Origin of the sequence: Mycobacterium sp. DL592, assembly GCF_011694515.1 — a bacterium.
GTDB lineage: Bacteria > Actinomycetota > Actinomycetes > Mycobacteriales > Mycobacteriaceae > Mycobacterium.
On record NZ_CP050192.1, the window covers coordinates 4,510,208 to 4,535,559 of the forward strand.

Genomic DNA, 25,352 nt, shown 5'->3' on the forward strand with positions numbered 1-25,352 from the left:
GCGCTTGCGCGAAGACCAAAGGGCCCGGGATGAGCGCTTGCGCGAAGACCAAAAAGCCCGCGATGAGCGCTTGCGCGAAGACCAAAAAGCCCGCGATGAGCAGACTTCGTGTGCTCGCCTGCCTCGCAGTCGTCGCGGTGACGGTGCTCAGCGGTTGCAGCACCACGGAATACACGAACTCCCCGCCGGTACCGACGCTGGCGCCGCCCTCCCCGGCCGGGATGGCCGAGTTGCCGCCGGAACCGCCGCAGCCGCCCAACCCCGACGACAACGACTGCGACCGCACCGCCAGCCTTCGACCGTTCACCAACAAGGCCGACGCCGACGCCGCGGTGGCCACCATCCGGGCCAGGGGCCGGCTGATCGTGGGTCTGGACATCGGCAGCAACCTGTTCAGCTTCCGCGATCCGATCACCGGCGAGATCACCGGTTTCGACGTGGACATCGCCGGTGAGGTTTCGCGGGACATCTTCGGTACGCCCTCTCAGGTCGAGTACCGCATCCTGTCCTCGGCCGACCGGATCAGCGCACTACAGAGCAACACCGTCGACATCGTCGTCAAGACGATGACGATCACCTGTGAGCGCCGCAAGCAGGTGAACTTCTCCACGGTGTATTTCACTGCCTACCAACGCATTCTGGCTCCGCGGGAGTCTCCGATCGCCCAGGCGTCGGACTTGTCGGGCCGGCGGGTGTGCGTGGCCCGCGGCACCACGTCGCTCAAGCGGGTGCAGCAGATCGCGCCGCCGCCGATCATCGTGACGGTGGTGACGTGGGCTGACTGCCTGGTCGCATTGCAGCAGCGCGAGGTCGACGCGGTCAGCACCGACGACTCGATCCTGGCCGGGCTGGTCGCCCAGGATCCGTACCTGCACATCATCGGACCGAACATGGCCCAGGAGCCGTATGGCATCGGCATCAACCTGGAGAACACACCCTTGGTGCGATTCGTCAACGGAACGTTGGAGCGCATCCGCCGCGACGGCACGTGGAACACGTTGTACCGCAAGTGGTTGACGGTTCTGGGTCCCGCTCCTGCACCGCCGACTCCAAGGTACGTGGACTGATGGACACGCCGGATCCGCCCGAAATCGACGTCGGCACCCAGCCGGCGAACTTCGACGACCTCGGCATGGATTCGATGTCGACGATGCGCCCGATGGCCACCCAGGCGATCTTCCGTCCGCACTTCGACGACGATGACGACTCCGTCGGCAGTGTGGGCACCGAGCCCGAAGACATGCACCACACCACGGTGGCGCGGCTGCTGTCCCCGACCCGCAGGCTCGGCGGCGGCCTGGTCGAGATTCCCCGGGTCCCCGAGATCGATCCGCTCGCGGCGTTGATGGTCAATCCCGTGGTGGCCGAGTCGAAGCGGTTCTGCTGGAACTGCGGCCGGCCGGTGGGTCGTTCGTCGAAGGATCACCCAGCGGAGTCCGAAGGTAGTTGTCCGCACTGCGGCAGCATCTATTCCTTTGTGCCGCAGCTGGCTCCCGGTGACATGGTGGCCGACCAGTACGAGATCAAGGGCTGCGTCGCCCACGGCGGGCTCGGCTGGGTGTATCTGGCGGTCGATCACAACGTCAACGAACGGCCGGTGGTTCTCAAGGGGCTGGTGCATTCCGGCGACGCCGAGGCCCAGGCGATCGCGATGGCCGAACGGCAGTTCCTGGCCGAGGTCGTCCACCCGTCGATCGTGAAGATCTTCAACTTCGTCGAACACCCTGACTCCCGCGGCGAACCGGTCGGCTACATCGTGATGGAGTACGTCGGCGGCAAGTCGCTGAAACTTCCCAAAGGTGAGCGACTGGCGGTCTCCGAGGCGATCGCCTACATGCTGGAGATTCTGCCTGCGCTGGGCTATCTGCACTCGATCGGCTTGTGCTACAACGATCTCAAGCCGGAGAACATCATGGTCACCGAGGAGCAGCTCAAGCTCATCGACCTCGGCGCCGTCTCGCGAATCAACTCATTCGGCTACCTCTACGGCACCCCGGGTTACCAGGCTCCCGAGATCGTGCGCACCGGGCCGACTATTGCCTCTGACATTTACACCGTGGGCCGCACCCTGGCCGCGTTGACGCTGAATCTGCGCACCCGCAAGGGCCGTTACGTCGACGGGCTGCCGCCCGATGATCCGGTGCTGGCCAAGTACGACTCGTTCGGCCGGCTGCTGCGCCGCGCGATCAACCCCGATCCGCGGCGCCGGTTCGCTACCGCCGAGGAGATGTCCTCGCAGTTGCTCGGCGTGCTCCGGGAGGTCGTCGCCGAGGACACCGGGGTGCCCCGGCCCGGTCTGTCGACGGTGTTCACCCGAACCCGCTCCACGTTCGGGGTGGAACTGCTTGTCGCACATACCGATGTGTACCTCGACGGACTGGCCCACGCCGAGAAGCTGACGGCGCCGGAGATCGTGACGGCGCTCCCGGTCCCGCTGGTCGACCCCTCCGACGTGGCGGCCACGGTGCTGTCGGCGACGGTGCTGTCCCAGCCGGTGCAGACGCTGGATTCGTTGCGTGCGGCCCGGCACGGCTCACTGGACTCCGAGGGCATCGATCTGAGCGAGTCGGTGGAGCTTCCGTTGATGGAAGTGCGGGCCCTGCTCGACCTCGGTGACGTGGCCAAAGCGAACCGTAAGCTCGACGACCTGGCCGATCGGGTGGGCTGGCGGTGGCGGCTGGTGTGGTTCAAGGCCGTCTCGGAGTTGTTGACCGGCGATTATGACTCGGCGACAAAGCATTTCACCGAAGTCCTGGACACCTTTCCTGGCGAGCAGGCGCCGAAGCTGGCTCTTGCGGCGACGGCTGAACTGGCGGGAACCTCTGGTGAGCGACCGTTCTACCAAACGGTGTGGCATACCGACAACAACATCATCTCGGCGGGCTTCGGCCTGGCACGCGCGCAGTCGGTGGAGGGTGAACGTGCGGCCGCCGTGCGCACGCTCGACGAAGTGCCGGCTTCCTCAAGGCATTTCACTACCGCGCGGTTGACCAGCGCGGTGACCCTGCTCTCCGGCCGCTCGGCACAGGAACTCACCGAGGAGCAGATTCGCGACGCGGCCCACCGGGTCGAGGCGCTGCCCGACAGCGAGCCGAGGGTGTTGCAGATCCGGGCTCTGGTGCTGGGTACGGCGATGGACTGGATCGCCGACAACGCGGCCAGCACCAATCACATTCTCGGGTTCCCGTTCACCGACCACGGTCTGCGACTGGGCGTCGAGGCTGCGCTGCGCAACCTGGCGCGGGTGGCCACCAGCCAGGCGCACCGCTACGCGCTGGTCGACATGGCCAACAACGTTCGCCCGACCAGTACGTTCTAGCGTGCACACTCAACGGTGTCCGAAACGCTCCCGCAACACCGGATCGTTCTCCCACCACAGCGTCGACGCCCCGGCCTCCGGGGTCGCGGCCAGGTCGGCATCCACCCGGGCGGCCTTGGCCTTCTCGTCGCGGCCGAGGGCCCGCATGAGGACCAGGATGAACGGAATGCCGACCACGTCGCCGAGGATCCACAGGATGCCCGCCCCGACGGACTGGTCCACCCGCTGACTCGGGCCCCAGTCCCGGTGCAGCGAGGCGTAATACGGCCCAGCGACGATCGGGCCGAGCCAGAGCACCACACCGAGCAGGCCGTCGGCCAGGGCCTCCACCACGCTGATCCCGATGGACAGCAGCGGTGAGTACGGCGTGGGCACCGGGTCGGCTTGCAGGCGCGCATAGAAATACCCGAACCCGATGACCACCAGGACGACTCGCGTCAGCGCCGCCAGCGGTCCCGTCATCGACGCGACGTACCACGGTGTGAGGTAGAGCAGCCACGGTGTGGCCAACATGGCAACCGAGGTCACGGGCGGCGACAAGGCCACCCGCATCAGCCGGGACTGCAGCGCCCACTCGACCATCCGGCGACCTCGCTGCGATCCCGCGCGCAGCGCCGTGAACGGCCGTCCGAGCGCCAACAGGAACGGTACGACGAACAACAGCAGGAGGACCTGCAGCGCCCGGACCCAGAACAGCACCGGCGCGTAGACGCCCACGGCGCTGGCCACAGCCAGCACCCAGACCACCAGTCCCGTCCCGAAGCAGACGGCCTGGCCGCGGCCCACCGCTGCGCCCGCGGCTCGCCGGCAACCGAAGTAGACAGCAGCGAGCCCCGCGATCACCGCAAGCGCGAGCGCGTCGAGAGTCCACGACAGCAGGACCATGAACCATGACGCTACCGTGCATTGCCTGGGAACCAGCCGTGACGTTGCTGTACAACTTGGCCTAGATGACGGTCAGGCACTCCCGGGCGATCGCCAGCTCCTCATTGGTGGGGATCACCAGCACGGTGGTCGGTGACTTGTCGGCCGAGATGAGACGCGCACCGCGCGAGGGGCTTTCGTTGAGGTGCTCGTCGAGTTCGATGCCCAACGGAGCCAACCCCGTCAGTGCGTCGCGCCGCACCGACGCGTCGTTCTCCCCCACTCCCGCGGTGAACGTCAGCACGTCGGTGTGGCCGAGGATCGCCAAGTATGCGCCGACGTACTTGCGCAGCCGGTGGATGTAGACGTCGTAGGCCAATTGCGCATGCTCGTCGCCGGACTCGATGCGCTGGTGAACCACCCGGAAGTCGATCTCACCGGCCAGACCGGACATTCCGGAGTGGCGGTTGAGCATCGACTCGATGTCCTCGATGCCCATCCCGGCGGTGCGCGCCAGATAGCTGATGACGCCGGGGTCGATGTCGCCGGACCGCGTGCCCATCACCAGGCCTTCCATCGGCGTCAGGCCCATCGACGTGTCGACGGGCCGCCCGCCGGCGATGGCTGAGGCCGACGCGCCGTTGCCGAGGTGCAGCACGATCTGATTCAGCGATTCCGGGGGAACACCGAGGAAGTCGGCCGCCTGCCGACTGACGTACTGATGCGAGGTGCCGTGGAAGCCGTAGCGGCGAATCTGCCAGCGCGCAGCCAACTCCCGGTCGATCGCGTATGTCGCGGCGGCGGCGGGCAGGTCATGGAAGAACGCGGTGTCGAACACGGCTACGTGCGGGAGGTCGGGCAGCAACCGGCGAGCCACCTCGATCCCGAGCACGGCCGGCGGGTTGTGCAGGGGGGCCAGCGACGACAGCTCGCGCAGTTGGTCGAGTACCGACTCGTCGACCACAATCGGGCGGAACAGCTGCTGCCCGCCGTGAACCACCCGGTGGCCGACGGCGACCAGACCGAGGCTGTCGAGGTCCTGACCGTCTGCGGTCAGGCTGTCGAATGCCAGCCGCAGCGCTGCCTCGTGGTCGGGGACGCCACCGTCGTCGCCGATCCGCTCGACGATGCCGTGCGCCACGGATTCGCCGGTATCCGGTTGGATGAGTTGGTATTTCAGCGATGAAGATCCGGAGTTGAGGACCAGAACGGTTCCTGATGTCGCCGGCACAGCGGCTCCCGTACCCATCGTCAGTCCTCCTGCGCCTGGATCGCGGTGATCGCGACGGTGTTGACGATGTCCTCCACGAGGGCACCTCGGGACAGGTCGTTGACCGGTTTGTTCAACCCCTGCAGGACGGGTCCGATCGCGATGGCACCCGCGCTGCGCTGCACAGCCTTGTAGGTGTTGTTGCCGGTGTTGAGGTCCGGGAAGATGAGCACCGTGGCCCGGCCGGCGACCTGCGAGCCGGGCATCTTCGCGGCGGCCACGGTCTCGTCGACGGCGGCGTCGTACTGGATCGGCCCCTCCACCAGCAGGCTCGGGGCCCGTGTTCGGACGAGTTCGGTTGCAGCGCGGACTTTCTCGACACCGGCTCCGCTGCCGGAGTCACCGGTCGAGTACGACAGCATCGCCACCCTGGGTTCGATACCGAACTGGGCGGCGGTGCGCGCCGAGCTGATCGCGATGTCCGCCAGCTGTTCGGCGGTCGGGTCCGGCACGATCGCGCAGTCCCCGTAGGCGAGCACCCGATCGCTCAGGCACATCAGGAAGATACTCGACACCGTGGACACGTCGGGCTGGGTCTTGATGATCTCGAATGCCGGGCGCACCGTGTGCGCGGTGGTGTGGGCCGCGCCCGACACCATGCCGTCGACGATGTCGTTGTGCACCAGCATCGTTCCGAAGTATGAGACGTCGTGGATGATCTCGCGGGCCTGCTCCAGGCTGACCCCCTTCTTCTTGCGAAGCTCGGCATACTGCGCGGCAAACTGGTCGCAGAGCTCGCTGGTGCGCGGATTGAGCACCGTGGCCGCACTCAGGTCGACACCCAGTTCGGCTGCACGGGAACGGACTTGAGTTTCCTCACCCAGGATCGTCAACTCGGCGACGCCGCGGCGCAGCAGCCGGCCCGCGGCGCGCAGGATGCGGTCGTCCTCGCCTTCGGGCAGCACGATGCGCTTGAGGTTCGCCCGGGCCCGTTCCATCAGCTGGTGGGTGAACATCTGCGGGGTGGTCACCGTCGGGATCGGGATGGACAACCGCTCGAGCAGGTCGGCGATGTCGACGTGGTGTTCCATCAGTTCGATGGCGGTGTCGACCTTGCGCTGCGAAGTGGCCGTCACTCTGCCCCGCGCACCTGCCACCGCGCTCGCGGTCTCGAAGGTGCCCAGGTCGGTCGCGATGATCGGAAGCCGGAGGCCCAGCCCGGTCACCAGCTCGGCGATACTGCGGTGCAGCGCCAGACCGCCATTGAGGATGACCGCCGACAGCGACGGAAATCCTTCTGCGGCATGGGCGCTCGCGACCGCCAGGACCACGTCGGAGCGGTCGCCCGGGGTTATGACGGCAACGCCCTCGGTCAGTCGCTCCACGACATGCTCGGCTGTCATACCCGCGACGAGCACGTCCATCACCTCGCGGCCCAGCAAGGACTCGTCGCCGTGGATCAGCACACCGTCGACCGCGGTGCGCAAGTCGGCCACCGTCGGCGCCACCAGGAGCGGCTCCTCGGGCAGCACGTAGACATGCGGGCCCAGCCCCTTGCACGCCTGCGCCACGGCATCCATCTGGGCCGGGTCGCACCGGTTGGCCACCACCGCGGCGGTGTGCGCGTACTGCAAAGCCAGTTCGGCCAGACACAGTTCGACGACCTGGGCCACTTCCCGCGGCGTGCGGTCGCGGGCCCGTACCGAGAGCACAACGGGCGCGCCGAGGTTGACCGCGATGCGGGCGTTGACGCTCAGTTCGGTCGGAGTGGCGACATCGGTGTAGTCCGACCCGACGATGACCACGGCGTCGCAGCGGGCCGCCATCGCGTGGTAGCGGTCGACGATGTCGGCGATGGCCCCTTCGGGATCCTCGTGCAGCCGCTGGTAGCTCACCCCGACGCAGTCGTCGTAGCTCAGTCCCGCATTGCTGTGGGCCAGTAGCAACTCCAGGATGTAGTCGCGGTCCTCACGGCGGGTGATAGGCCGGAACACGCCGGTTTTGGGCACCGTGGCGGTCAGACGGTGCAGGATGCCCAGCGCGATGGTCGACTTCCCGGTGTCGCCCTCCGGGGAGGCGATGTAGATCGAGGTCGTTGCGCGCGCGGAGGTCACGGGCTACAGCATTCCTTAGTCCGCGACGACCGCCAGCGAGTTAACCGAGTTTTCGCAATCTCGGTGCCAGATCCTTCTCGAAGAGTTCGAGGAACCGGCGCTGGTCGTGGCCCGGGGCGTGGAAGACGAGGTGGTTGAGCCCGTACTTGACGTACTCGCCGACCTTCTCGACGGCTTCGTCGGGATCCGAGGAGACGATCCACCGCTTGGCCACTTGTTCGATCGGCAGCGCGTCGGCGGCTTTCTCCATCTCGATCGGGTCGTCGATCGAATGCTTCTGCTCGGCGGTCAACGACAGCGGCGCCCAGAAGCGCGTATTCTCCAGCGCCAGTTCGGGATCAGTGTCGTAGGAGATTTTGATCTCGATCATCTTGTCGATGTCGTCGACATTGCGCTCAGCGGCCGCGGCACCTTCAGCGACGGCGGGCAGCAGCTTCTCGGTGTAGAGCTCCACACCCTTGCCCGAGGTGCAGATGAACCCGTCGCCGGCCCGCCCGGCGTACTTGGCCACCGCGGGGCCGCCCGCGGCGATGTAGACGGGGACGCCACCCTCGGGCACGTCGTAGATCGACGCACCCTTGAGGTGGTAGTAGTCGCCGTCGAAGTCGACCCGGTCACCGCGCCACAGCTCGCGCATCAGCCGGACCGACTCGCGCAGCCGGGCGAAGCGCTCCTTGAACTCCGGCCACTCGCCGATGAACCCGGTGGCGATCTCGTTGAGAGCCTCACCGGTGCCCACCCCGAGGAACACCCGGTCGGGGTACAGGCAGGCCATGGTCGCGAAGGCCTGGGCGATCACGGCGGGGTTGTAGCGGAAGGTCGGGGTCAACACCGACGTGCCCAGCACGATCCGCTCGGTGCGTTCGCCCACCGCGGTCATCCAGGCCAGCGAGAAGGGGGCGTGGCCACCTTCGTGCCGCCACGGCTGGAAGTGGTCGCTGACCGTCGCACTGTCCATTCCGTGCGCCTCGGCGAGCACTGCCAGCTCGACCAACTCACGCGGCGCGAACTGCTCCGCCGACGCCTTGTATCCCAGTTTCAGTTCAGCCACATCTTCGTTTGTACTCCAATGGCCGCGGGACCGGCGGACCAGGGTACATAGACTTCAGACATGCCCGCGGCACTGGAAGCCATCACCGACACCGTGCACGTCGCCAGGACCGAGCTGGTGAACTGGACACTGGTCACCGGCGGCGCGGGCGTCATGCTGATCGACGCCGGCTTCCCCGGTAGTCGTGACGATGTTCTGACATCGCTGCGCCAGTTGGGATTCGGGCCGTACGATGTGACCGCGATCCTGCTCACGCACGCCCATGTCGACCACTTCGGCTCGGCGATCTGGTTCGCCAAGGCCCACGGCACACCGGTCTACTGCCACGCCGCCGAAGTGGGGCACTCCAAACGCGATTACCTGGAACAGGCCGGTCCCATTGACCTGCTGGCCCACGCCTGGCAGCCGCGCTGGATCAAGTGGTCATTGGAGATCGCAGCCAAGGGTGCTCTGGTGCGCGCGGGTATCCCCAGCACCGAAGCGCTCACCGACGAGGTCGCCGAGAGGCTGCCCGGCAGGCCACTGGCCGTGCCGACGCCGGGCCACACCGGCGGGCACTGTTCGTATCTGGTCGACGGCGTGCTGGTCAGTGGCGACGCGCTGGTGACCGGTCATCCACTGGCCCGCCGCCGCGGGCCGCAACTTCTGCCGGGGCTGTTCAACCATGACGAGCAGGGCTGCGTACGCAGCCTGGCGGCGCTGGCCATGCTGGAGACCGACACGCTGATCCCCGGCCACGGGCCGGTGTGGCGGGGGCCTATCCGGGAAGCCGTTCGGCAGGCGACACCTGCTTGAGTTCGAGGTTCTCCCGCAGCGTGGCACCGCTGTACTCAGTGCGGAACACGCTGCGCTCCTGCAGCAGGGGCACCACGGTGTCGACGAACTCGTCGAGGCCATGCGGCGTGAGGTGGGGCACCAGGATGAACCCGTCGCAGGCATCCGACTGCACATAGTGGTCGATCTCGGCGGCGACGTGGTCGGCGGTGCCGACGAACTGCTGGCGGCTGGTGACGGCGATGACGAGTTCCCGGATGGACAGGTTCTCGGCTTCGGCGCGTTCGCGCCAGGCAGCGGCCAACGCCTTGGGGTCGCCGTGGCGGACCCGTCCCTGGGTGACCGTGGGATCGTCGGCGGGTTCGACGTCGGGAAGCGGACCGTCGGGGTCGTATCCCGACAGATCGCGTTGCCAGACCTGTTCGAGCATCGCGATGGCGGTCTGGGGGCTGACCTGTTGGCTGCGGATGTGGCGGGCCTTGTCCTCGGCATCGGCGGCACTGTCGCCGAGCACGAATGTCACACCGGGAAACACCTTGAGCTGGTCGGGATCTCGGCCGTTGGCGGCGGCACGGGCTTTGACGTCGGCGTAGTAGCGTTGCCCGGCTTCCAGCGTCCCGTGCACGGTGAACAGCGCGTCGGCGTGTTTGGCGCCGAAGTCGCGGCCCTCGTCTGAGTCGCCGGCCTGCAGCAGGATCGGGTGACCCTGCGGGGTGGCGGGAAGTGTGGCGATGCCGCGGATGTCGAACTGGTGTCCGTGGTGGGTGACGGTGTGAATGCTGTCGATGTCGAGGTAGACGCCGGCGGCGGTGTCGGCCACGACCGCGCCGGGAGCCCAACTGTCCCAGAACTCCCGGGCGACGGTGACGAACTCTTCGGCGCGGCGGTACCGGTCGGCATGGTCGAGGAAGCCGCCGCGGCGGAAGTTCTCCCCGGTGAACGCATCCGACGAGGTGACCATGTTCCAGGCTGCCCGCCCGTCGGACAGGTGGTCGAGGGTGGCGAATTGTCGTGCCACCTCGAAAGGTTCGTTGAAGGTGGTGTTGATGGTTCCGGCCAGGCCGAGATGGTCGGTGACGGCGGCCAGCGCGGCGAGCACGGTGAAAGTGTCCGGTCGTCCGACGACGTCGAGGTCGTGGATGCGGCCGCGATGCTCGCGCAGCCGCAGCCCTTCGGCGAGGAAGAAGAAGTCGAACAGCCCACGCTCGGCGGTGCGCGCCAGGTGGATGAAGGAGTCGAAGTCGACTTGGCTGCCCGACGTCGGATCCGACCACACCGTGGTGTTGTTGACCCCGGGGAAGTGCGCGGCGAGATGAATTTGCTTGCGCTGCTTGCCTTGCCGTGTCATGCCGCCAGCCCCCAGCGTCGGGCCAGCAGTTCGTGGGAACGCAGGCGGTCGGTGTGGCGGTGGGTGGCGGTGGTGACCACCAGTTCGTCGGCGCCGGTGACCCGTTGCAGCGCCGAAAGCTTGTCGGCGACCTCGTCGGCGTCTCCCACGAACTGGGTGGCGAGGCGGTCCTCGACGACGGCGCGCTGTTCGTCGGTCAGCGCCGGGCAGGCATCGGGGTCCGGGTAGGGCACCGCACCGCCCTGTGCCCGAATCGAATACACCCAGTGGCCGAACGGCGCCGCGAGGTGGCGGGCCGTCGCGGAATCGTCGGCGACGAGGACGTCGGCGGAGACCACAACATAGGGCTTCGACAGGAACGGCGACGGGCTGAACGCCGCCCGGTAGGCGTCGACGGCCTCCAGGGCGGTGCCGGGGGTGCTGTGGTAGCTCGCCACGAACGGCAGGCCGCGGGCTCCGGCGACCGCCGCGCTCTGCCCCTTGCTGCTGCCGAAGACCCACGGAGTCAGGGCCGAGCCCTCTCCGGGTACGGCGCGGACCGGGTACCCGTCGGCGGTGTGTTTGCCTTCCAGCAAGGCCAGGATGTCACCGACCTGGTCGGCGAAGTCCGGTGGCTGGGCCTCCGGCTGGGTCAGCACCGTGGCAAGTGCACGCATCTTCGGGCTCGCCAACAGCAACCGGACGTCGAACTGAGGTGGGATCACCACGCCATCGACGTCACGCCAATCCTGTTGATCGGAAGCCTCTTTCGGTGCCGGACCGCCCTTCTCGACTTCTCGGCGCCGCTGCCCCGATCGGCCCAGCCCCAGGTCGATGCGGCCGGGGTGGAAGGCATCGAGGATACCGAAGCTCTCCACGACAGACAGTGCGGTGGTGTAGCCGAGTTGGACCGCGGCAGCGCCGACCCTGATGCGTTCGGTGGCCGCGGCGATCTGCCCGATCAGCACCGCCGGGCGGGAGCTGGCGACGGCGACGAAGTGGTGTTCGGCGACCCAGTAGCGCCGGTATCCCCAGCCTTCGGCGTGCCGGGCCAGATCGACCGAATTGCTCAGTGCCGCAGCGGCATCGGAGCCATCGCTGATGGGCGAGAGATCCAAGATGGACAGTGGGACAGTCATGACAACCTCACCGGGGCGTAACGGTTTGTGGCGGCCGGCAGCCCGAACCGCTCTCGCAGTGTCTCGCCGTCGCGGTAACTCGACCGGAAGCGGCCTGCACGCTGCAGTGCCGGAACCACCTCGTCGGTGATCACGGGCAGGTCGGTGGCGGTGACCGCGGGGCGCAGCCGGAATCCGTCGGCGCCGGCGTCGTGCCATGCGAGCAGAAGATTCACCAATTCTGCTGGGGTACCGCCCCATACCAGCGCGTCCGAGCGCAGGTCGGTGTCCCCGGTGAAGCTCACCGCCACGTCGGCGATCACTTTGAGATGGGCGCCGCCGGCCGCGGCGACCTCACCCAGGATAGAGCCGAGGGACGCCTCGTCGGTCGGCGTGACGAACACGATATCGGTGGAACCGGAAGCGAATTCGTAGACCGGCGCCGCGTGGGCCAAGGCAGCGACCACCGGCTGACCCTGCGGCGGCCGGGGCGTGATCGAGGGTCCCTTCACCGAGAAGTAGCGGCCGGTGAAGTCGATGTAGTGCAGCCTGTCGCGGTCGATGTAGCGCCCGCTGGGCACGTCACGGATCACCGCGTCGTCCTCCCAGCTGTCCCACAGCCGGCGTACCACTTCGACGGCATCGGCTGCCTCACCGAACAATTCGCCGGGCTCGGGCTTGGCTCTGCGGCCGAACAGGGCCGCGGCCTGGGTGCTGGGGCTGACCCGCACCTGCCAGCCCGCGCGACCGCCCGAGACGTAGTCCAGGGTTGCGATCGCCTTGGAGAGGTGGAACGGCTCGGTGTGCGTCACGGTGGCGACGGGGATCAGTCCGATGTGCCGCGTCACCGGTGCGATCCGCGCCGCCACCAGGACGGCGTCTGGGCGCACGGCCGGCGGGTAGGTGTCGAAGGTGTCCTCGACCGTCAGGAAGTCCAGCAGACCCTGTTCGGCGATGCCCGCCGCCCGGGCCCAGTGCCGGCCGCTGGTCACCGGTGCCGCGGCCGGGTCGGCCGACAGCGTGCGCCGCCAGGCCTCGGGGTGCCAGCCGTACCCGTCGAGCGCGACGCCGAGATGGAGCGGTTTCACGGTTGCACGAGTTTCTCGAAGGCGACCGGGTACCCCTCGCCTGCTGCGGGCAGCGGCTCGCTCAGTCGGGTGTAGCCGTGGGACAGGTACAGCGCTTCGGCTTCGGGTTGACGGTCCCCGGTGGTCAAGTAGATCCGCCGATAGCCACGCTCGACGATCTCGGCCTCGAGTGCGTCGAGCAGGCGGCCGGCGTGGCCGCGGCGACGGAATCGGTTGTCGGTCCAGATCCGCTTGAGTTCGGCGGTCTCGTGCCCGTCGACCACACCGAACCTGCGGAACGCGCCACCGGTCACCGGCTCGCCGTCGAGAAGGCCGATCAACAATCCGCCGTGCGGCGGCGCGAACTCGTCGCCGGGGTAGTTGCGCAGGCCGCCCAGAACCGCATCGACCGACCCGCCATAGCGGGTCGCATACTCCACGGCGAGCTCGCCCAGCAGGGGCTGAGCCAGGTCGTCATCCTGTCGAACGCGGACGAACCGCAATTCGCTGCCGGCGGTCACAGTCATCACCTACCTGTCTACCGCGCCGCGGCCCAGCGCATTCCGCTGGCGGGTGATCAGCTCGCCGTGATTGAAAATCTGCCCAGGTCGACGGTCGGCGCGGTCATTTCGGCGGGGGCAGCTGGGCTTCGATCAGCGGCAGGATCTGCCGCGCCAGGTACTCGTTGCCGGCCCGGTTCGGGTGCACCCGGTCCCACCCGATGAGGTTCGGGTCATCCCACCACCAGCGCTGCGCGAGCGGGTCGGCGAATGTCGCACCGATCCGGGCGGCCTCGTCGCGCACGATGTCGCGCACCTGCCACACCTCGGCTGACGGATCGGGCCGCGGCCAGGCCGGCCCGATCACCAGCAGACGTGCCGACGGGGCGGCGCTGCGCGCCCGCGCCAAGGTGTCCCGCACGGCCGACCGCAGGGTGTCCGGCGCGGTTCCGACGTCGTTGGGACTTCCGAAGAGCACGACCAGGTCGGTGGACGGCTGGATCACGTCCAGCCGGTCGGCGAACACCCCGCCGCGGGTGCCGATGTGGACGTATCCGGCGCCACCCTCCCCGGCCACCGTCGGCTGGATCTCGTAGTGCAGGTCGCGTAGCCGGCTCCACACCATCGCGGGCCACAGGTCGGGGTCCTCGGGGTCGTTGTTGACGCCGACCGTGTAGGAGTCTCCGATGACCACGATGTGCTCGCCGGGTAGCGCGGCCTGCTGTGCCGGGGTCAGACGGGGCGCGGGAGAGCATGCGGCGACGATCAGGGCCACGACCACCGCCATCAGAACTGCCCTGCTCACGGGGCCACAGCCTACGCACCCGGGACCCCTTCCCACCCATAGTTGACACCTGTAAAGTTCGTCCCCATGGACAACATCCGCGGCAAGACCATCGCCATCACCGGAGCTGCCCGGGGCATCGGCTTCGCCACTGCCCGCGCCCTGCTGCAGCGGGGTGCCCGCGTGGTGATCGGTGATCGTGACGTCGCGCTGGAGGAATCCGCGGTCGCCCAGCTCAGCAAGATCGGGCCGGTGTCGGGCTACCCGCTCGACGTCAGCGACGCCGAGTCGTTCGCCACCTTCCTGGACAAGGCCCGCGCCGACGGCGGCGGCCACATCGACGTGCTGATCAACAACGCCGGGGTGATGCCGGTCGGGCCGTTCCTGGACCACTCCGAACAAGCCGTCCGCACCGCGGTGGAGGTCAACTTCTACGGTGTGCTGACCGGCTGCCGACTGGTACTTCCCGAGATGGTCAAGCGCCGCAGCGGGCACATCGTCAACATCGCCTCGATGGCAGGCATGCTGGCCGTGCCGGGCCAAGCCCTTTACGCCGGAACCAAATTCGCGGTGGTCGGGTTGTCCACGGCGCTCTCCGACGAGTTTGCGCCGCAGGGAGTGCACGTCAGCTGCGTCATGCCGACGTTCACCAATACCGAGCTCATCGCCGGCACCAACGCCACCGGCGCCAGCAGGCCCGTCCAGCCCGAAGACATCGCCGCTGCCGTCGTCAAGACGCTCGACAAGCCGAAAACGGCTGTCTCCGTTCCCTATCCGTTGCGGTTCATCGCCGCTGGGACGGCGTTCCTGCCGCCGCGCGCCCGGCGCTGGCTGAGCGCGAAGTCGGGCACCGACCGCGTGTTCCTCGACTTCGACACAACGGCGCGTGCCGCCTACGAGCAGCGCGCCCAGGCAGCCACCGGCGTGGTGGAACCTCCGAAGAACGACTAGCCGAGAACCGGTACGGCATCGCCGGGGCGGTATGCCTCGATCGGCTCGATGCTCTGTAGCAGCGTCTCCGGCTCAACGGTGTAGAGCTTGCCCTGCTCTCCCCCGGTACCGACCAGCACGGCGGTGACTCGCTCGGGGAAGTCGTTCTCGGTGCCGGCGAACGTGATCCAGATTCTGGTCACGGGTTCGTACTGCTCGTCGGCGAATTCCGCGGCCGACGGGGCGAAGTACCAGCTGAGAACCGTCTCGCTGGAGAATTCGGCGTCGAACGTCCATCCGCGGGCGAGCAGCCACTCATCGAAGGTCTCCGCGGCCTGCTCGAGTAAGTGTGGCGCGTCGTCGAATTGGTCGCCGAGCAGCGCGTCCATCACCGGCTCGGGAATCCACCGTGAGTCGCGGGCGGCCTGCCGCTTCCTGCGGCGGGCCTTCTTGGCATCGGAGTGCCGCGACACCGCTAGCTCAGCGCCCGATCCAGGTCGGCGATCAGGTCCTCGGTGCCCTCCAGGCCCACCGAGATGCGCACCACACCGTCGCCCAGGCCGATCGCGGCGCGACCTTCCGGCCCCATTGCCCGGTGGGTGGTGGTGGCCGGGTGGGTGATGAGCGACTTGGCGTCGCCGAGGTTGTTGGAGATGTCGATGATCTGCAGCTTGTCGAGAACCTCGAACGCGCGGTCCTTGCCACCGTCGAGTTCGAAGGTCACCACAGTTCCGCCGCCGCGCATCTGACGCTTCGCCAGGTCGAACTGGGGATGGGACTCCAGGAACGGGTACCGCACCCAGTTCACGCCGGGTTGGGCTTCGAGGAACTCGGCGATGCGCTGCGCGGAGCGGTTCGAGTAGTCCACCCGGACCGACATCGTCTCCAGGCCCTTGAGCAACACCCACGCGTTGAACGCCGACAGCGCTGGCCCGGTGTGGCGCATCAGTTTCTGGACCGGCCCGTCGATGTATTCCTTGTCACCGAGGATCGCCCCACCGAGGACCCGGCCCTGACCGTCGATGTGCTTGGTGCCCGAGTACACCACGACGTCCACCCCGAGCGGGAACCCCTGCTGCAGCAGCGGGGTGGCAAAAACGTTGTCCAGCACCACTTTCGCGCCGGCAGCATGGGCCAGATCCGAGACCGCCGCGATGTCGACCAGGGACTGCATCGGGTTGGATGGTGTCTCGAAGAAGACGGCCTTGGTAGGTTTGCTCAGCGCTTCTTCCCACTGCGAGAGGTCCTCGCCGTCGACGAAGACGGTTTCGACTCCCCAGCGCGGGAGAATCTCGCTACAGACGACGAAACACGAGCCGAACAGGCTGCGGGCGGCCACCAGCCGATCCCCCGCACCCAGTAGCGCACCCAGCGAGGTGAACACCGCCGCCATCCCCGAGGCGGTGGCGAACGCCGCAGGGGCGCCTTCGATCAGGCGCAGCCGCTCCTCGAACATCGAGATCGTCGGGTTGCCATAGCGGGAGTACACGTAGCGGTCGATCTCGCCGGTGAAGGCCTTCTCGGCCTCGCCCGCCGAGGAGTAGACGTAGCCCGACGTCAGGTACATCGCTTCGGCGGTCTCCTCGAAGCCCGACCGCAGCAGGCCGCCGCGCACGCCGATGGTGGCCTGGCTGACCCCGTCGGGCAGCGGCGCGGGGATGCGCACCGAGGGCACGTCTGTCATCGCTCGACTCCCACTCGCTCCGGTCCTCGCTCGTACCTCGCTGCGATCCTCACTCGCGATCGTCTTCGGTCGGTCATGACTGCTTCCAGGGCAGGCCGAGGGCCCGCCAGCCGTTGGCACCTCGGTGGCCCTGCTCGTCGAGCTGTCCTTCGAAGCCGTCGAGCATGTTGTAGGACGGTGCGATACCGGCCGCCGTGGCCGCCTCGGCCGCGGGGATCGAGCGGTTGCCCGAGCGACAGATGAAGACCACGGGGCGCTCGCCGGGCGTGACCCCGGCGGCGATCAGCTCGGCGACGAAGTCGGCGTTGCGCTGGCCGTTGCTGCGATTCCACTCCACGAACACCACGTCGCGGCCCAGGCTGGTCAGATCGGGTACGCCCACCCACCGCCATTCGGCGTCGGTACGACAGTCGACCAGCACCGCTTCCGGGTTCTCGCTGAGCAGTTTCCAGCTGTCCTCGGGGGTGATGTCACCTGCATAGCTCACGGCCGTGAGTCTCGCACATGCCCCTGAGATGAATCGAGTGCTGGCTAGGCAGGACTCGGTGAACAGACCTTCCAGTCCCCGCTCTCCCGGACGAACGTCATCGGCGTATCCAGGCGCTTGTCGGGTGTGCGCTCGAAGTGATAGACCACGGTCGCGGTGGCCCGATCGCCGTCGATCTTCACACCCGTGACGTCGTCGACGTACCGAGCTCCGCGCGCCGACTTCGACTGTTGTTGGTGCGCAAGCACATCGGCTTCGGTGGCCTGCTGCGCGGCGCATGTGTACTTACGGAAGTCCGGATAGTTCTCGCGTTGCAGGGCGTCGTTCTGGCCCACCGCGGCGCGGCCCACCCGGGTGTCCTCGGTCATGCCGTCACCGCGGATCAGCCACGAGATGCCGAATCCGATCAGGACGATCGCAGCCACCCCCAGCGCGATGAGGATCGGCATCGGGCTCGACCCGGTGTTGTCTTCGTCGGTCATGACTGCCACAGCCTCCGCAGGGTGGTCGAAACCTGGCGCACCCGGTCACGGGCGGTGGTGACGTCGCCTGCCGTCGCCAAAGCCAGGACCAGCCGGCGGCGGGACGCGTCCTCGTGGCGTCCGAACAGCCTGACGTCGCTTTCGGGCACGGTCATCGCCTCGGCGAGCACCGCGGCGGGTTCCGGCAGTCGCTCGGGTCGACCATCGGCCTCGCCGGCGTAGGTGACCTCGGCGGCGCCGGGCGAGATCATGATGGTGTCGACAGGCAGGCCAAGCACCGCGCGGGCGTGCAACTCGAACTCCGAGAGCCGCTGGGTGCGCAACGTCACCAGGGCGCTGTCGCTGGGCCGCACCCGGACGTCGGAGAAGTACACCTCGTCGCCGCGAACCAGCAGTTCTACCGCGAACACCCCGCGACCGCCGAGGGCCCGCACGATCCGCGCGGCGACCGACTTCGCCGCGCCGAGCGCGGCCAGCGTCATGTGTTGCGGCTGCCAGGACTCCAGGACGACGCCGTCGAGCTGGCGGTAGCCGATCGGTTCGCAGAAATGCAGCTGCGGCCCGGCGGGGCCCTCGGTGCGCACCGTGAGCAGCGTGACGGCGTAGTCGATCTCGACGACGGTCTCGGCGAGCACCCGGTTGTGCGGCACCCGCCCGCCGGCGTCGGCGGCCCGCTGCCAGGCCGGCTCGACATCATCGGGGCGGAGCAGCACGGACTGGCCCTGGCCGGGTGCGCCCACTACAGGCTTGACCACGAGCGGGAATCCGGCGTGCTCGGCGATCGCCGTGAGCTCTGCGACCGACCCGGCGAACCAGAAGGGTGCCGTCGGCAGGCCCAGGTCGTCGGCGGCGAGCTTGCGAATGCCCTCGCGGTCCAGGCTCAGCCGGGTGGCATGCACCGAGGGCACCACCTGGGCGGCACCGCTGTCCTCCACGGTGCGCAGCGCATCGATGGCCACCGCGTTTGTGTTCACCACGAGATAGTCGGGACGGCTCTGGCTGACCGCGGCGGCGAGCTCCTCGGGATCGGTCACCGACACCACGAGGGCCTCGTCGGCGGCGTCGTGTGCCGGGGCCCCGGCGTAGCGGTCGACGGCGATCACCTCGGCGCCCAGGCGCTGGAAGGCCAGCACCAGCTCGCGGCTCAGCTCACCGGATCCCACCAGCATCACACGCATGATGCCCAAGGATAGGTGCGCTCAGCCCCGGCCAGGCCAATGCCAGGACGGCTCGTCGAGCAGACCCTGGCCGACGATGGCGGTCTGGCCGTTGTCCTTGGTGAGTTCGACGGTGTTGACCTCGCCTCGGGCCGTCAGCTCGGCCACCAGCGGTGCGGCGTGGGTGACGACGATGATCTGCGATCCCTCCGCGGCGCGGGTGATCAGCCCGGCCAGCGCGGACAGCAGATCGGGGTGCAGGCTGGCCTCGGGTTCGTTGAGCACCGTCAGCTCGGCCGGACGCGGTGTCAGCAGCGCCGCCGCCCACAACAGGTAGCGCAGGGTGCCGTCGGAGAGTTCGGCGGCGGTCAGGGCACGCAGCATGCCGGGCTGGTGCAGGGTCACCCCGAAGCGGCCCTCGGTGCAGTCGATCTCCACCCGGCTACCCGGGAAGGCGGCGTCGACCGCGCGGGCCAGCGCTTCGGCGTCGCCGATCTCGGTGATGGTCTGCAGTGCCGCCGCAAGGTCCGATCCGTCGTGACTCATCACCGTGGTTCGGGTGCCGATCTGGGGCTGTCGGGCCGGGGCGTCGCCGTCGGTACGGACGTAGTCGTAGAACCGCCAGGACCGCACGCGCTCACGCAGGACCAGTAGTTCGGGCGCGGACTGCGGATCGCCGAGCTCGCTGAGCATGCTGTCGAAGGGGCGCAGTCCGGCAGGGCTGACCCGCCAGGCGCCGTCGGCGTCACGCAGCCGCACGGCCGGCCCCGTCCGCTCGGCGAGTAGCGCCGAGGGCCGCAGCACCGGACCGGCCCACACCGCTTCGGATTTGATCTCCGGGTCCAGGTTGAACGCGGTGCGACCGGGGACGGGCATCCCGAAGTCGACGGCGTAGCCGAAGTCGTCGCCGGCGAAGCCCAGCTTCAGGCTCACCGGGCCCTTCTTGCCGGGCCCGGCCCACATCGTCGAACTCAGGCCGCCCTCGCGGGCCAGCGCGCTGACCGCCCCGTTGCGGGCGGAGTCGGCGAGTAACCGCAAGGCGCGGTACAGACTTGACTTGCCGCTGCCGTTGGGGCCGGTGACGACGTTGCAGCGCCGCAGCGGGACGACCAGCCGGCGCAACGATCGGTAGTTCTCCACTGCGACGGTGTCGAGCACGGCGTCAGCTAACCAGGCGGTGCCGACAGGTCGGCGCGGAACCCGCCCATGGCGGCCAGCACCGCAGCGAAGACCCGGTGGGCCGCTTCCAGGTCGGAGTCCGACAACTCGGCCAGCGCACGATGGGTGTGGGTGGCCAGCGGGGTGAAGAACGCGCGGCCTACCTCGATGCCGTGGTCGGCGTAGCGCAGGATCACTTTGCGGCGGTCGGCCGGATGGGCTTCGCGGCGTAGGTGCCCGGATTCGATCATCCGCTCCACCTGGTAGGTGATGGCCGCGCCCGACATCCCCATCCGGCTCTTGAGCTCCCCCGCGGTCAGCGGGGTACCTGCGTTCTCGGCGACCATGATGTGCGTCAGCGCGCGGAAGTCGTTCGCGGACATGTCATGGACGGCGGCGAACACCCGGCCGATCTGGTCGGACTCAGCGGACAGTGCCTGTACGTCGGCGACCACCGCGGATTCCAGCGATGCCCGCCGCGTTTCGTCCATGACTCCCAGCATATCCCTTAAGTAGATGAACTGTTAAGAAAATGAAGCTATGCTGATCGCCATGCGTAAGACGCCTCAACCCGCCCCGCCGCTGTGGGACCGCCTCGGCGAATTGCTCGCAGTCCGCTTCTCCTGGGTGATCGCGCTGCTCGTGGCCATGATCGGCGTCGGGCTGATGGGCGCGCTCGGGGAGAGCGCCTCGGCCGACAAGTCGCCGGTCTCCCTGCCGCCCGGTGCGGAGTCGGCGAAAGCAGCCGCGTTGCTCAAGGAATTCCCCGGCGGCGACCAGGCGCCGGTAATCCTCGTCGTCACCCGCGGTGACGGCGGCACGCTGTCGCCATCGGATCTCGCCGCCGCCGAGGACGCCCGCGCCCGCATGGTGTCCGTCGCCGGCCCCGCGGGACCACCGATCCCAGTCGTTCCCTCGACCGACGGCAAGGCAGCCCTGGCGCCGGTGCCGCTGGACGCCACGCTGTCCGGGTTTGCGTTGTCCGACAAGGTCAAGGAACTGCGGGAGGCCGCCAAGGACGGCCTGCCGGGCGATCTGGTGGTCAACGTCACCGGCGGGCCGGCGTTCGGCGCCGATATCGCCAACGCCTTCTCCGGCGCCAACATCACCCTGCTGGCGGTGACCGGCGCGGTGGTGGCGCTGCTGCTGATCGTCACCTACCGCTCCCCTGTGCTGTGGTTGGTCCCGCTGCTGGTGATCGCATTCGCCGACCGGGTGGCGGCCGTATTGGGCTCGGCCATCGCCGACGCCAGCGGGATGACGGCGGACGGTTCGACGTCGGGTATCACCAGCGTGCTGGTGTTCGGTGCGGGCACTAACTATGCGCTGCTGCTGATTTCGCGCTACCGCGAGGAACTGCGCCGCACACCGGAGCCGCGCGGCCGGCGACATCAGACCGAGCATCACCGCCGGGCCCTGCAGACCGCGGTGCGCCACGCCGGCCCGGCCATCGTGGCCAGTAACGCCACCGTGGTACTCGCGCTGCTGACACTGCTGTTCGCGTCGTCACCGAGCACTCGCAGCCTCGGCGTGCAGGCCGCGTCGGGGCTGCTGGTGGCCGCCGTATTCGTGCTGCTGGCACTCCCGCCGCTGCTGGCCCTGTTCGGCCGGAAGTTGTTCTGGCCCTTCGTCCCCAAGGCCGGCTCCGAGGAGATCACCACCACCGGCGCGTGGCATCGGGTGGCCGACTGGGTGTCCCGGCACGCCACCCGGGTCGCCGTCATCTCGATCGCGGCACTGGCCGTGCTCGCCACCGGCCTGCTGGCAACCCCGGTGGGCCTCAACCAGATCGACCAGTTCCGCGTCAGCGCAGACTCCGTCACCGGCTTCAAGACCCTGTCAGCGCACTACCCCAGCGGCCTGACCGATCCGACCCGGGTGTTCGCTCACACCGACAAGGCCGACGCCGTCGCCGCCGCGATCCAGGGCACCCCCGGCGTGGTGTCGGTGAACCCCGCCGGCCAGTCGGCCACCGGACTGACCCAGTGGCAGGTCGTCACCGACGCCGCACCAGGCTCGCAGAAGGCATTCGATACCGTTGCTGCGCTTCGCAATTCCCTCAGGGATGCCGACCCCGGAGCGCTCGTCGGCGGCTCCGACGCGCAGGCGCTGGACGCCAAGACCGCGGCGATCCACGATCGCTGGGTGGTGATCCCCGCGATCCTGATCATCGTGCTCGCGGTGCTCTACGTGCTCCTGCGGGCGGCGATCGCACCGCTGGTACTGGTGGCAGCCACCGTGCTATCGACGATGGCCGCCCTCGGACTGGGCGGTTGGGTCAGCGTTCACGTGCTCGGCTTCCCGGCCCTGGACATCAGCACGCCGCTGTTCGCCTTCCTGTTCCTGGTGGCCCTCGGCGTCGACTACACGATCTTCCTGGTCACCAGGGCCCGCGAGGAGACACCGGCCTACGGCACCCGCGGCGGTATCGTTCGGGCGGTGTCGGCCACCGGTGCGGTGATCACCAGTGCGGGAATCGTTTTGGCGGCGGTGTTCTGCGTTCTCGGCGTGCTGCCGCTGATCGTGCTGACCCAGCTGGGCATCATCGTGGGCCTGGGCATCCTGCTGGATACCTTTGTGGTGCGCACCGTGGTGATCCCGGCGCTGTTCACGTTGATCGGCCCGCGGATCTGGTGGCCGGCGTTCACCCGCGACGAGATCGAGGCGCGCTAGCGGTCGTTCTGGTACTCGTCGCGGTGGCGCTCGAAAACGCCTGCCCGGGTGAGTAATAGAACACTGACGATCAACACCCAGATCGGGAACGCCATGACGATCCACATGTTCAGTTCGCTGGCCACGATGATGCCCAAGGCCGCAATGTATGTCACAGCGACCAGCCAGCGCGGCATCAGGTCGGTGCGCAACCAGATCGTCGCCAGCGACATCATGAAGACGGCGGCCATCTTCACCGCGTAGGTCTTCGACAGCGCGAGCACCGTCATCTGGCCGAACAGCGCGACGTCGGTGTTGATCTCGGTACCCGCGACCGCCATGTTGCTGCCCGCCAGCCCCGCTCCCACCGCCGATGTCGCGAACATCATCGCCAGGAACAGCAGTCCGCTGCCCAGGAACACCGTGGAGAAGAAGCGGTCCTCGTAGCGCCCGAAGCCGTCACGGATCACGCCGATGAACCACAGGAAGCTGATTCCCGCGAACGGCATGAGCTTGCCTGCGAGGTCCATCTTGGCGCTGCCGGTGTCGAGCCACTGCGACCCGGGCGAGCCACCCTCGGGCAGCGCGGTCCTGATCAGGATCAGCGCCGCCCCGAACAACAGCGCGAACAGCACGCCGGCCAAGGCCGCCGCCCGCGGGGTGGTCAGTGCCTTGAGGGTCTTGGATCGGTGTTCAACCACGCCGCCATGGTGACAGATGTCAGGGTTGCCCGGGCAGCAGACGCACCATCAGTCCGTGCCCCTCGGCCAGTAGCGTGCCGTCGGGGTCGGTCATCTCGGCTTTGACGAACGCCTTGCGGCCCTCGGCGCGGTCCAGCCAGCCCCGCACCGTCAGTGGCACGTCGATCGGAGTGACGTTGCGGTAGTCGACGTGCAGGAAGGCGGTGCGGCTGATCGGGCGGCCGGTGGCGTGGATGACCATGCCGAACATCGAGTCGAACATCAGCGGCAGCACCCCGCCGTGCACGGCGTAGTTGCCGCCGACGTGGAACCGGCTGAACTGCACCGTCAACTCGACGCCGTCGGACCGGAACTTCGTCGCCCGGTACGGCGCCATCAACAGACTGCCGGCGCCGGGCAGGCTCGGCACCCGGTTGGCCGGACCCACCCCCTCGGGCGCCTCGAACGGCGCGAGCAGCGCGGCGAGTTCCTCGGCACGGTCGGCGGCGGCGTCCCAGGTATCCCGATCGGGATCGGCCGACACCGCGAAGTCCTGCACCCGGCGCATCGCCTCGAGGAACCTGCCGAAGCCCGGGCCGGGATCGGCGGGTTCGAACTTCGGGAAGCCGCCGTGGCGGTCGTACTCGGGGTCGAGCTGGTGCGGGTCGCTCATACCCGGGGCGCCAGCACGTCGCGGCGCACGATCGTCTGCTCCCGCCCGGGACCGACACCGATGCACGAAACATGGGCTCCGGCAAGCTCTTCCAGCCTCAGCACGTAGTCGCGCGCCTTGGTGGGCAGGTCGTCGAACTCGCGGGCTGTCGAGATGTCCTCCCACCAGCCGGGCAGTTCCTCATAGATCGGCTCGGCGCGGGCGATGTCGCTCTGGGTCATCGGCATCTCGCTGGTGCGCTTGCCGTCCACCGAGTAACCGACGCACACCGGCACGGTCTCCAGGCTCGACAGCACGTCGAGCTTGGTCAGGAAGTAGTCGGTGATGCCGTTGACCCGGGTGGCGTAACGGGCGATGACAGCGTCGAACCAGCCGCAGCGCCTGGGCCGCCCGGTGGTGACGCCCACCTCGCCGCCGGTCTTGGACAGGTAGGCGCCGTACTCGTCGAACAGTTCGGTCGGGAACGGACCCGACCCCACCCGGGTGGTGTAGGCCTTCAGGATTCCCAGCACCGTGGTGATCCGGGTCGGTCCGATCCCGGATCCGACCGCCGCGCCGCCGGCGGTGGGGTTCGACGACGTGACGTACGGATAGGTGCCGTGGTCGACGTCGAGCAGCGTGCCTTGCGAACCTTCCAGCAGCACGGTCTCGCCGGACTCCAGGGCGTTGTTGAGCAGCAGCCGGGTGTCGGCGATGCGGTGCTTGAAGCCCTCCGCCTGTTCCAGCAGGGTGTCGACCACCTCGTCGGGGTCGAGCGCCTTGCGGTTGTAGATCTTGACCAGCACCTGGTTCTTGAGTTCCAGGGACGCGCCGATCTTCGCGGCCAGCAGGTCGCGGTCGAGAACGTCGGCGACCCGGATTCCCATCCGGGCGATCTTGTCCTGATAGCAGGGGCCGATACCGCGGCCGGTGGTGCCGATCTTCTTGCTGCCCATGTAGCGCTCGGTGACCTTGTCGATCGCCACGTGGTACGGCATGAGCAGGTGCGCGTCGGCCGAGATCAGCAGCCGCGTGGTGTCCACGCCCCGCTGGTCGAGGCCCGCCAGCTCGGTGAGCAGCACACCGGGGTCGACGACCACCCCGTTGCCGATCACGTTGGTCACCCCGGGCGTCAGGATGCCCGACGGGATCAGGTGGAGCGCGAAGTTCTCACCCGTCGGCAGGACGACGGTATGGCCGGCATTGTTGCCGCCCTGGTACCGCACCACCCACTGCACACGGCCACCGAGAAGATCGGTGGCTTTTCCCTTGCCTTCGTCACCCCACTGGGCGCCGATGAGGACGATTGCCGGCATGGCATTTCTCCTGCTTATTGTGGTCA

General features: G+C 68.2%; 24 protein-coding genes. 5 read left to right on the forward strand and 19 right to left on the reverse strand.

Features of this window, described 5'->3' with window-relative positions; genetic code table 11:
• Nucleotides 1-95 precede the first annotated feature (95 nt).
• Both HBE64_RS21735 and HBE64_RS21740 read left to right on the forward strand, forming a co-directional pair.
• On the forward strand, nucleotides 96-1,067 hold the full coding sequence (locus tag HBE64_RS21735) for a glutamate ABC transporter substrate-binding protein (RefSeq protein ID WP_167106985.1): 972 nt from the start codon (nucleotides 96-98) through the stop codon (nucleotides 1,065-1,067).
• Complete coding sequence (locus tag HBE64_RS21740) at nucleotides 1,067-3,319, forward strand: serine/threonine-protein kinase PknG (protein ID WP_167106988.1); 2,253 nt, start codon at nucleotides 1,067-1,069, stop codon at nucleotides 3,317-3,319. Before HBE64_RS21735 ends, HBE64_RS21740 begins: the two co-directional genes overlap by 1 nt.
• Before the next feature lie 9 nt (nucleotides 3,320-3,328).
• Here the strand turns inward: HBE64_RS21740 and HBE64_RS21745 are convergent, their stop codons facing one another.
• From HBE64_RS21745 to fgd, 4 genes are all read right to left on the reverse strand, one after another.
• Nucleotides 3,329-4,204 (reverse strand): cytochrome c oxidase assembly protein, encoded by an 876-nt coding sequence (locus HBE64_RS21745; RefSeq protein ID WP_167106992.1) that lies wholly within the window; start codon nucleotides 4,202-4,204, stop codon nucleotides 3,329-3,331.
• Between the two features lie 61 nt (nucleotides 4,205-4,265).
• Nucleotides 4,266-5,432 carry an acetate kinase gene (locus HBE64_RS21750; RefSeq protein WP_167106995.1) on the reverse strand — a complete coding sequence of 389 codons (1,167 nt, stop codon included), beginning with the start codon at nucleotides 5,430-5,432 and terminating at the stop codon, nucleotides 4,266-4,268.
• A 2-nt stretch (nucleotides 5,433-5,434) separates the two neighbouring features.
• Nucleotides 5,435-7,507 carry a phosphate acetyltransferase gene (gene pta, locus HBE64_RS21755; protein WP_167106997.1) on the reverse strand — a complete coding sequence of 691 codons (2,073 nt, stop codon included), beginning with the start codon at nucleotides 7,505-7,507 and terminating at the stop codon, nucleotides 5,435-5,437.
• A 40-nt stretch (nucleotides 7,508-7,547) separates the two neighbouring features.
• The gene (gene fgd, locus HBE64_RS21760) at nucleotides 7,548-8,558 is read right to left on the reverse strand and encodes a glucose-6-phosphate dehydrogenase (coenzyme-F420) (RefSeq protein ID WP_167107001.1); all 1,011 of its coding nucleotides are present in this window, start codon (nucleotides 8,556-8,558) and stop codon (nucleotides 7,548-7,550) included.
• Nucleotides 8,559-8,618: 60 nt separating this feature from the next.
• On the opposite strand from fgd, the gene HBE64_RS21765 reads away from it, so the two are divergent.
• On the forward strand, nucleotides 8,619-9,353 hold the full coding sequence (locus HBE64_RS21765) for an MBL fold metallo-hydrolase (RefSeq protein WP_167107004.1): 735 nt from the start codon (nucleotides 8,619-8,621) through the stop codon (nucleotides 9,351-9,353).
• Here HBE64_RS21765 and HBE64_RS21770 read toward each other — a convergent pair.
• From HBE64_RS21770 to HBE64_RS21790, 5 genes are all read right to left on the reverse strand, one after another.
• Complete coding sequence (locus HBE64_RS21770; RefSeq protein ID WP_167107007.1) at nucleotides 9,316-10,680, reverse strand: NtaA/DmoA family FMN-dependent monooxygenase; 1,365 nt, start codon at nucleotides 10,678-10,680, stop codon at nucleotides 9,316-9,318. The two genes, HBE64_RS21765 and HBE64_RS21770, sit on opposite strands and share 38 nt — an antisense overlap.
• Entirely contained in the window at nucleotides 10,677-11,798 is a 1,122-nt protein-coding gene (locus tag HBE64_RS21775) for an LLM class flavin-dependent oxidoreductase (RefSeq protein WP_167107010.1), read from the reverse strand. Before HBE64_RS21775 ends, HBE64_RS21770 begins: the two co-directional genes overlap by 4 nt.
• Entirely contained in the window at nucleotides 11,795-12,865 is a 1,071-nt protein-coding gene (locus HBE64_RS21780; protein ID WP_167107013.1) for an LLM class flavin-dependent oxidoreductase, read from the reverse strand. The genes HBE64_RS21775 and HBE64_RS21780 overlap by 4 nt, the downstream gene beginning before the upstream one ends.
• Nucleotides 12,862-13,371: a GNAT family N-acetyltransferase gene (locus HBE64_RS21785; protein ID WP_167107016.1), complete on the reverse strand. Its 510-nt coding sequence runs from the start codon at nucleotides 13,369-13,371 to the stop codon at nucleotides 12,862-12,864. Before HBE64_RS21785 ends, HBE64_RS21780 begins: the two co-directional genes overlap by 4 nt.
• A 97-nt stretch (nucleotides 13,372-13,468) precedes the next feature.
• Nucleotides 13,469-14,149 (reverse strand): SGNH/GDSL hydrolase family protein, encoded by a 681-nt coding sequence (locus HBE64_RS21790; protein WP_167107019.1) that lies wholly within the window; start codon nucleotides 14,147-14,149, stop codon nucleotides 13,469-13,471.
• 66 nt (nucleotides 14,150-14,215) lie between these two features.
• Between HBE64_RS21790 and HBE64_RS21795 the strand changes: the two genes are divergently transcribed.
• Complete coding sequence (locus HBE64_RS21795) at nucleotides 14,216-15,079, forward strand: SDR family oxidoreductase (protein ID WP_167107022.1); 864 nt, start codon at nucleotides 14,216-14,218, stop codon at nucleotides 15,077-15,079.
• On the opposite strand, the gene HBE64_RS21800 is transcribed toward HBE64_RS21795, so the two are convergent.
• The 7 genes from HBE64_RS21800 to HBE64_RS21830 form a co-directional block, all read right to left on the reverse strand.
• Nucleotides 15,076-15,531, reverse strand: coding sequence for a hypothetical protein (locus tag HBE64_RS21800; protein WP_167107025.1), 456 nt, complete (start codon nucleotides 15,529-15,531; stop codon nucleotides 15,076-15,078). The genes HBE64_RS21795 and HBE64_RS21800 overlap by 4 nt on opposite strands.
• Nucleotides 15,532-15,533: 2 nt before the next feature.
• A complete protein-coding gene (locus HBE64_RS21805; RefSeq protein ID WP_167107028.1) occupies nucleotides 15,534-16,742 on the reverse strand; it encodes an O-succinylhomoserine sulfhydrylase in 1,209 nt (402 codons plus the stop codon).
• A gap of 73 nt (nucleotides 16,743-16,815) precedes the next feature.
• Nucleotides 16,816-17,229 (reverse strand): rhodanese-like domain-containing protein, encoded by a 414-nt coding sequence (locus HBE64_RS21810; protein ID WP_167107031.1) that lies wholly within the window; start codon nucleotides 17,227-17,229, stop codon nucleotides 16,816-16,818.
• Between the two features lie 44 nt (nucleotides 17,230-17,273).
• Nucleotides 17,274-17,711, reverse strand: coding sequence for a lumazine-binding protein (locus HBE64_RS21815; protein ID WP_167107034.1), 438 nt, complete (start codon nucleotides 17,709-17,711; stop codon nucleotides 17,274-17,276).
• On the reverse strand, nucleotides 17,708-18,889 hold the full coding sequence (gene purT / locus HBE64_RS21820) for a formate-dependent phosphoribosylglycinamide formyltransferase (protein ID WP_167107037.1): 1,182 nt from the start codon (nucleotides 18,887-18,889) through the stop codon (nucleotides 17,708-17,710). The genes HBE64_RS21815 and purT overlap by 4 nt, the downstream gene beginning before the upstream one ends.
• Nucleotides 18,890-18,910: 21 nt before the next feature.
• Nucleotides 18,911-20,026 carry an AAA family ATPase gene (locus HBE64_RS21825; protein ID WP_167107040.1) on the reverse strand — a complete coding sequence of 372 codons (1,116 nt, stop codon included), beginning with the start codon at nucleotides 20,024-20,026 and terminating at the stop codon, nucleotides 18,911-18,913.
• Between the two features lie 8 nt (nucleotides 20,027-20,034).
• A complete protein-coding gene (locus HBE64_RS21830) occupies nucleotides 20,035-20,517 on the reverse strand; it encodes a MarR family winged helix-turn-helix transcriptional regulator (RefSeq protein ID WP_167107043.1) in 483 nt (160 codons plus the stop codon).
• 157 nt (nucleotides 20,518-20,674) lie between these two features.
• Here HBE64_RS21830 and HBE64_RS21835 point away from each other — a divergent pair, with 157 nt between their 5' ends.
• Nucleotides 20,675-22,699, forward strand: a complete 2,025-nt coding sequence (locus tag HBE64_RS21835) for an MMPL family transporter (protein WP_371744209.1) — start codon at nucleotides 20,675-20,677, stop codon at nucleotides 22,697-22,699.
• On the opposite strand, the gene HBE64_RS21840 is transcribed toward HBE64_RS21835, so the two are convergent.
• Genes HBE64_RS21840 through HBE64_RS21850 form a run of 3 tightly spaced genes read right to left on the reverse strand, consistent with a single transcriptional unit; the run spans nucleotide 22,696 to nucleotide 25,326 of the window.
• Complete coding sequence (locus HBE64_RS21840) at nucleotides 22,696-23,379, reverse strand: hypothetical protein (RefSeq protein WP_243841415.1); 684 nt, start codon at nucleotides 23,377-23,379, stop codon at nucleotides 22,696-22,698. The genes HBE64_RS21835 and HBE64_RS21840 overlap by 4 nt on opposite strands.
• Before the next feature lie 19 nt (nucleotides 23,380-23,398).
• Entirely contained in the window at nucleotides 23,399-24,031 is a 633-nt protein-coding gene (locus tag HBE64_RS21845; RefSeq protein WP_167107049.1) for a PaaI family thioesterase, read from the reverse strand.
• Nucleotides 24,028-25,326: an adenylosuccinate synthase gene (locus HBE64_RS21850; RefSeq protein ID WP_167107052.1), complete on the reverse strand. Its 1,299-nt coding sequence runs from the start codon at nucleotides 25,324-25,326 to the stop codon at nucleotides 24,028-24,030. Before HBE64_RS21850 ends, HBE64_RS21845 begins: the two co-directional genes overlap by 4 nt.
• Nucleotides 25,327-25,352: the final 26 nt, after the last annotated feature.

Bases quoted from the DNA above. Each gene is read 5' to 3' on its own strand.
- HBE64_RS21745 (WP_167106992.1), bottom strand. From the start codon at position 4,204: ATGGTCCTGCTGTCGTGGACTCTCGACGCGCTCGCGCTTGCGGTGATC.
- HBE64_RS21765 (WP_167107004.1), top strand. From the start codon at position 8,619: ATGCCCGCGGCACTGGAAGCCATCACCGACACCGTGCACGTCGCCAGG.
- HBE64_RS21805 (WP_167107028.1), bottom strand. From the start codon at position 16,742: ATGACAGACGTGCCCTCGGTGCGCATCCCCGCGCCGCTGCCCGACGGG.
- HBE64_RS21795 (WP_167107022.1), top strand. From the start codon at position 14,216: ATGGACAACATCCGCGGCAAGACCATCGCCATCACCGGAGCTGCCCGG.
- HBE64_RS21850 (WP_167107052.1), bottom strand. From the start codon at position 25,326: ATGCCGGCAATCGTCCTCATCGGCGCCCAGTGGGGTGACGAAGGCAAG.
- HBE64_RS21815 (WP_167107034.1), bottom strand. From the start codon at position 17,711: ATGACCGACGAAGACAACACCGGGTCGAGCCCGATGCCGATCCTCATC.
- HBE64_RS21785 (WP_167107016.1), bottom strand. From the start codon at position 13,371: ATGACTGTGACCGCCGGCAGCGAATTGCGGTTCGTCCGCGTTCGACAG.
- HBE64_RS21835 (WP_371744209.1), top strand. From the start codon at position 20,675: ATGATCGGCGTCGGGCTGATGGGCGCGCTCGGGGAGAGCGCCTCGGCC.
- purT (WP_167107037.1), bottom strand. From the start codon at position 18,889: ATGCGTGTGATGCTGGTGGGATCCGGTGAGCTGAGCCGCGAGCTGGTG.
- HBE64_RS21775 (WP_167107010.1), bottom strand. From the start codon at position 11,798: ATGACTGTCCCACTGTCCATCTTGGATCTCTCGCCCATCAGCGATGGC.
- HBE64_RS21735 (WP_167106985.1), top strand. From the start codon at position 96: ATGAGCAGACTTCGTGTGCTCGCCTGCCTCGCAGTCGTCGCGGTGACG.
- HBE64_RS21770 (WP_167107007.1), bottom strand. From the start codon at position 10,680: ATGACACGGCAAGGCAAGCAGCGCAAGCAAATTCATCTCGCCGCGCAC.
- HBE64_RS21830 (WP_167107043.1), bottom strand. From the start codon at position 20,517: ATGGACGAAACGCGGCGGGCATCGCTGGAATCCGCGGTGGTCGCCGAC.
- HBE64_RS21750 (WP_167106995.1), bottom strand. From the start codon at position 5,432: ATGGGTACGGGAGCCGCTGTGCCGGCGACATCAGGAACCGTTCTGGTC.
- HBE64_RS21740 (WP_167106988.1), top strand. From the start codon at position 1,067: ATGGACACGCCGGATCCGCCCGAAATCGACGTCGGCACCCAGCCGGCG.
- HBE64_RS21845 (WP_167107049.1), bottom strand. From the start codon at position 24,031: ATGAGCGACCCGCACCAGCTCGACCCCGAGTACGACCGCCACGGCGGC.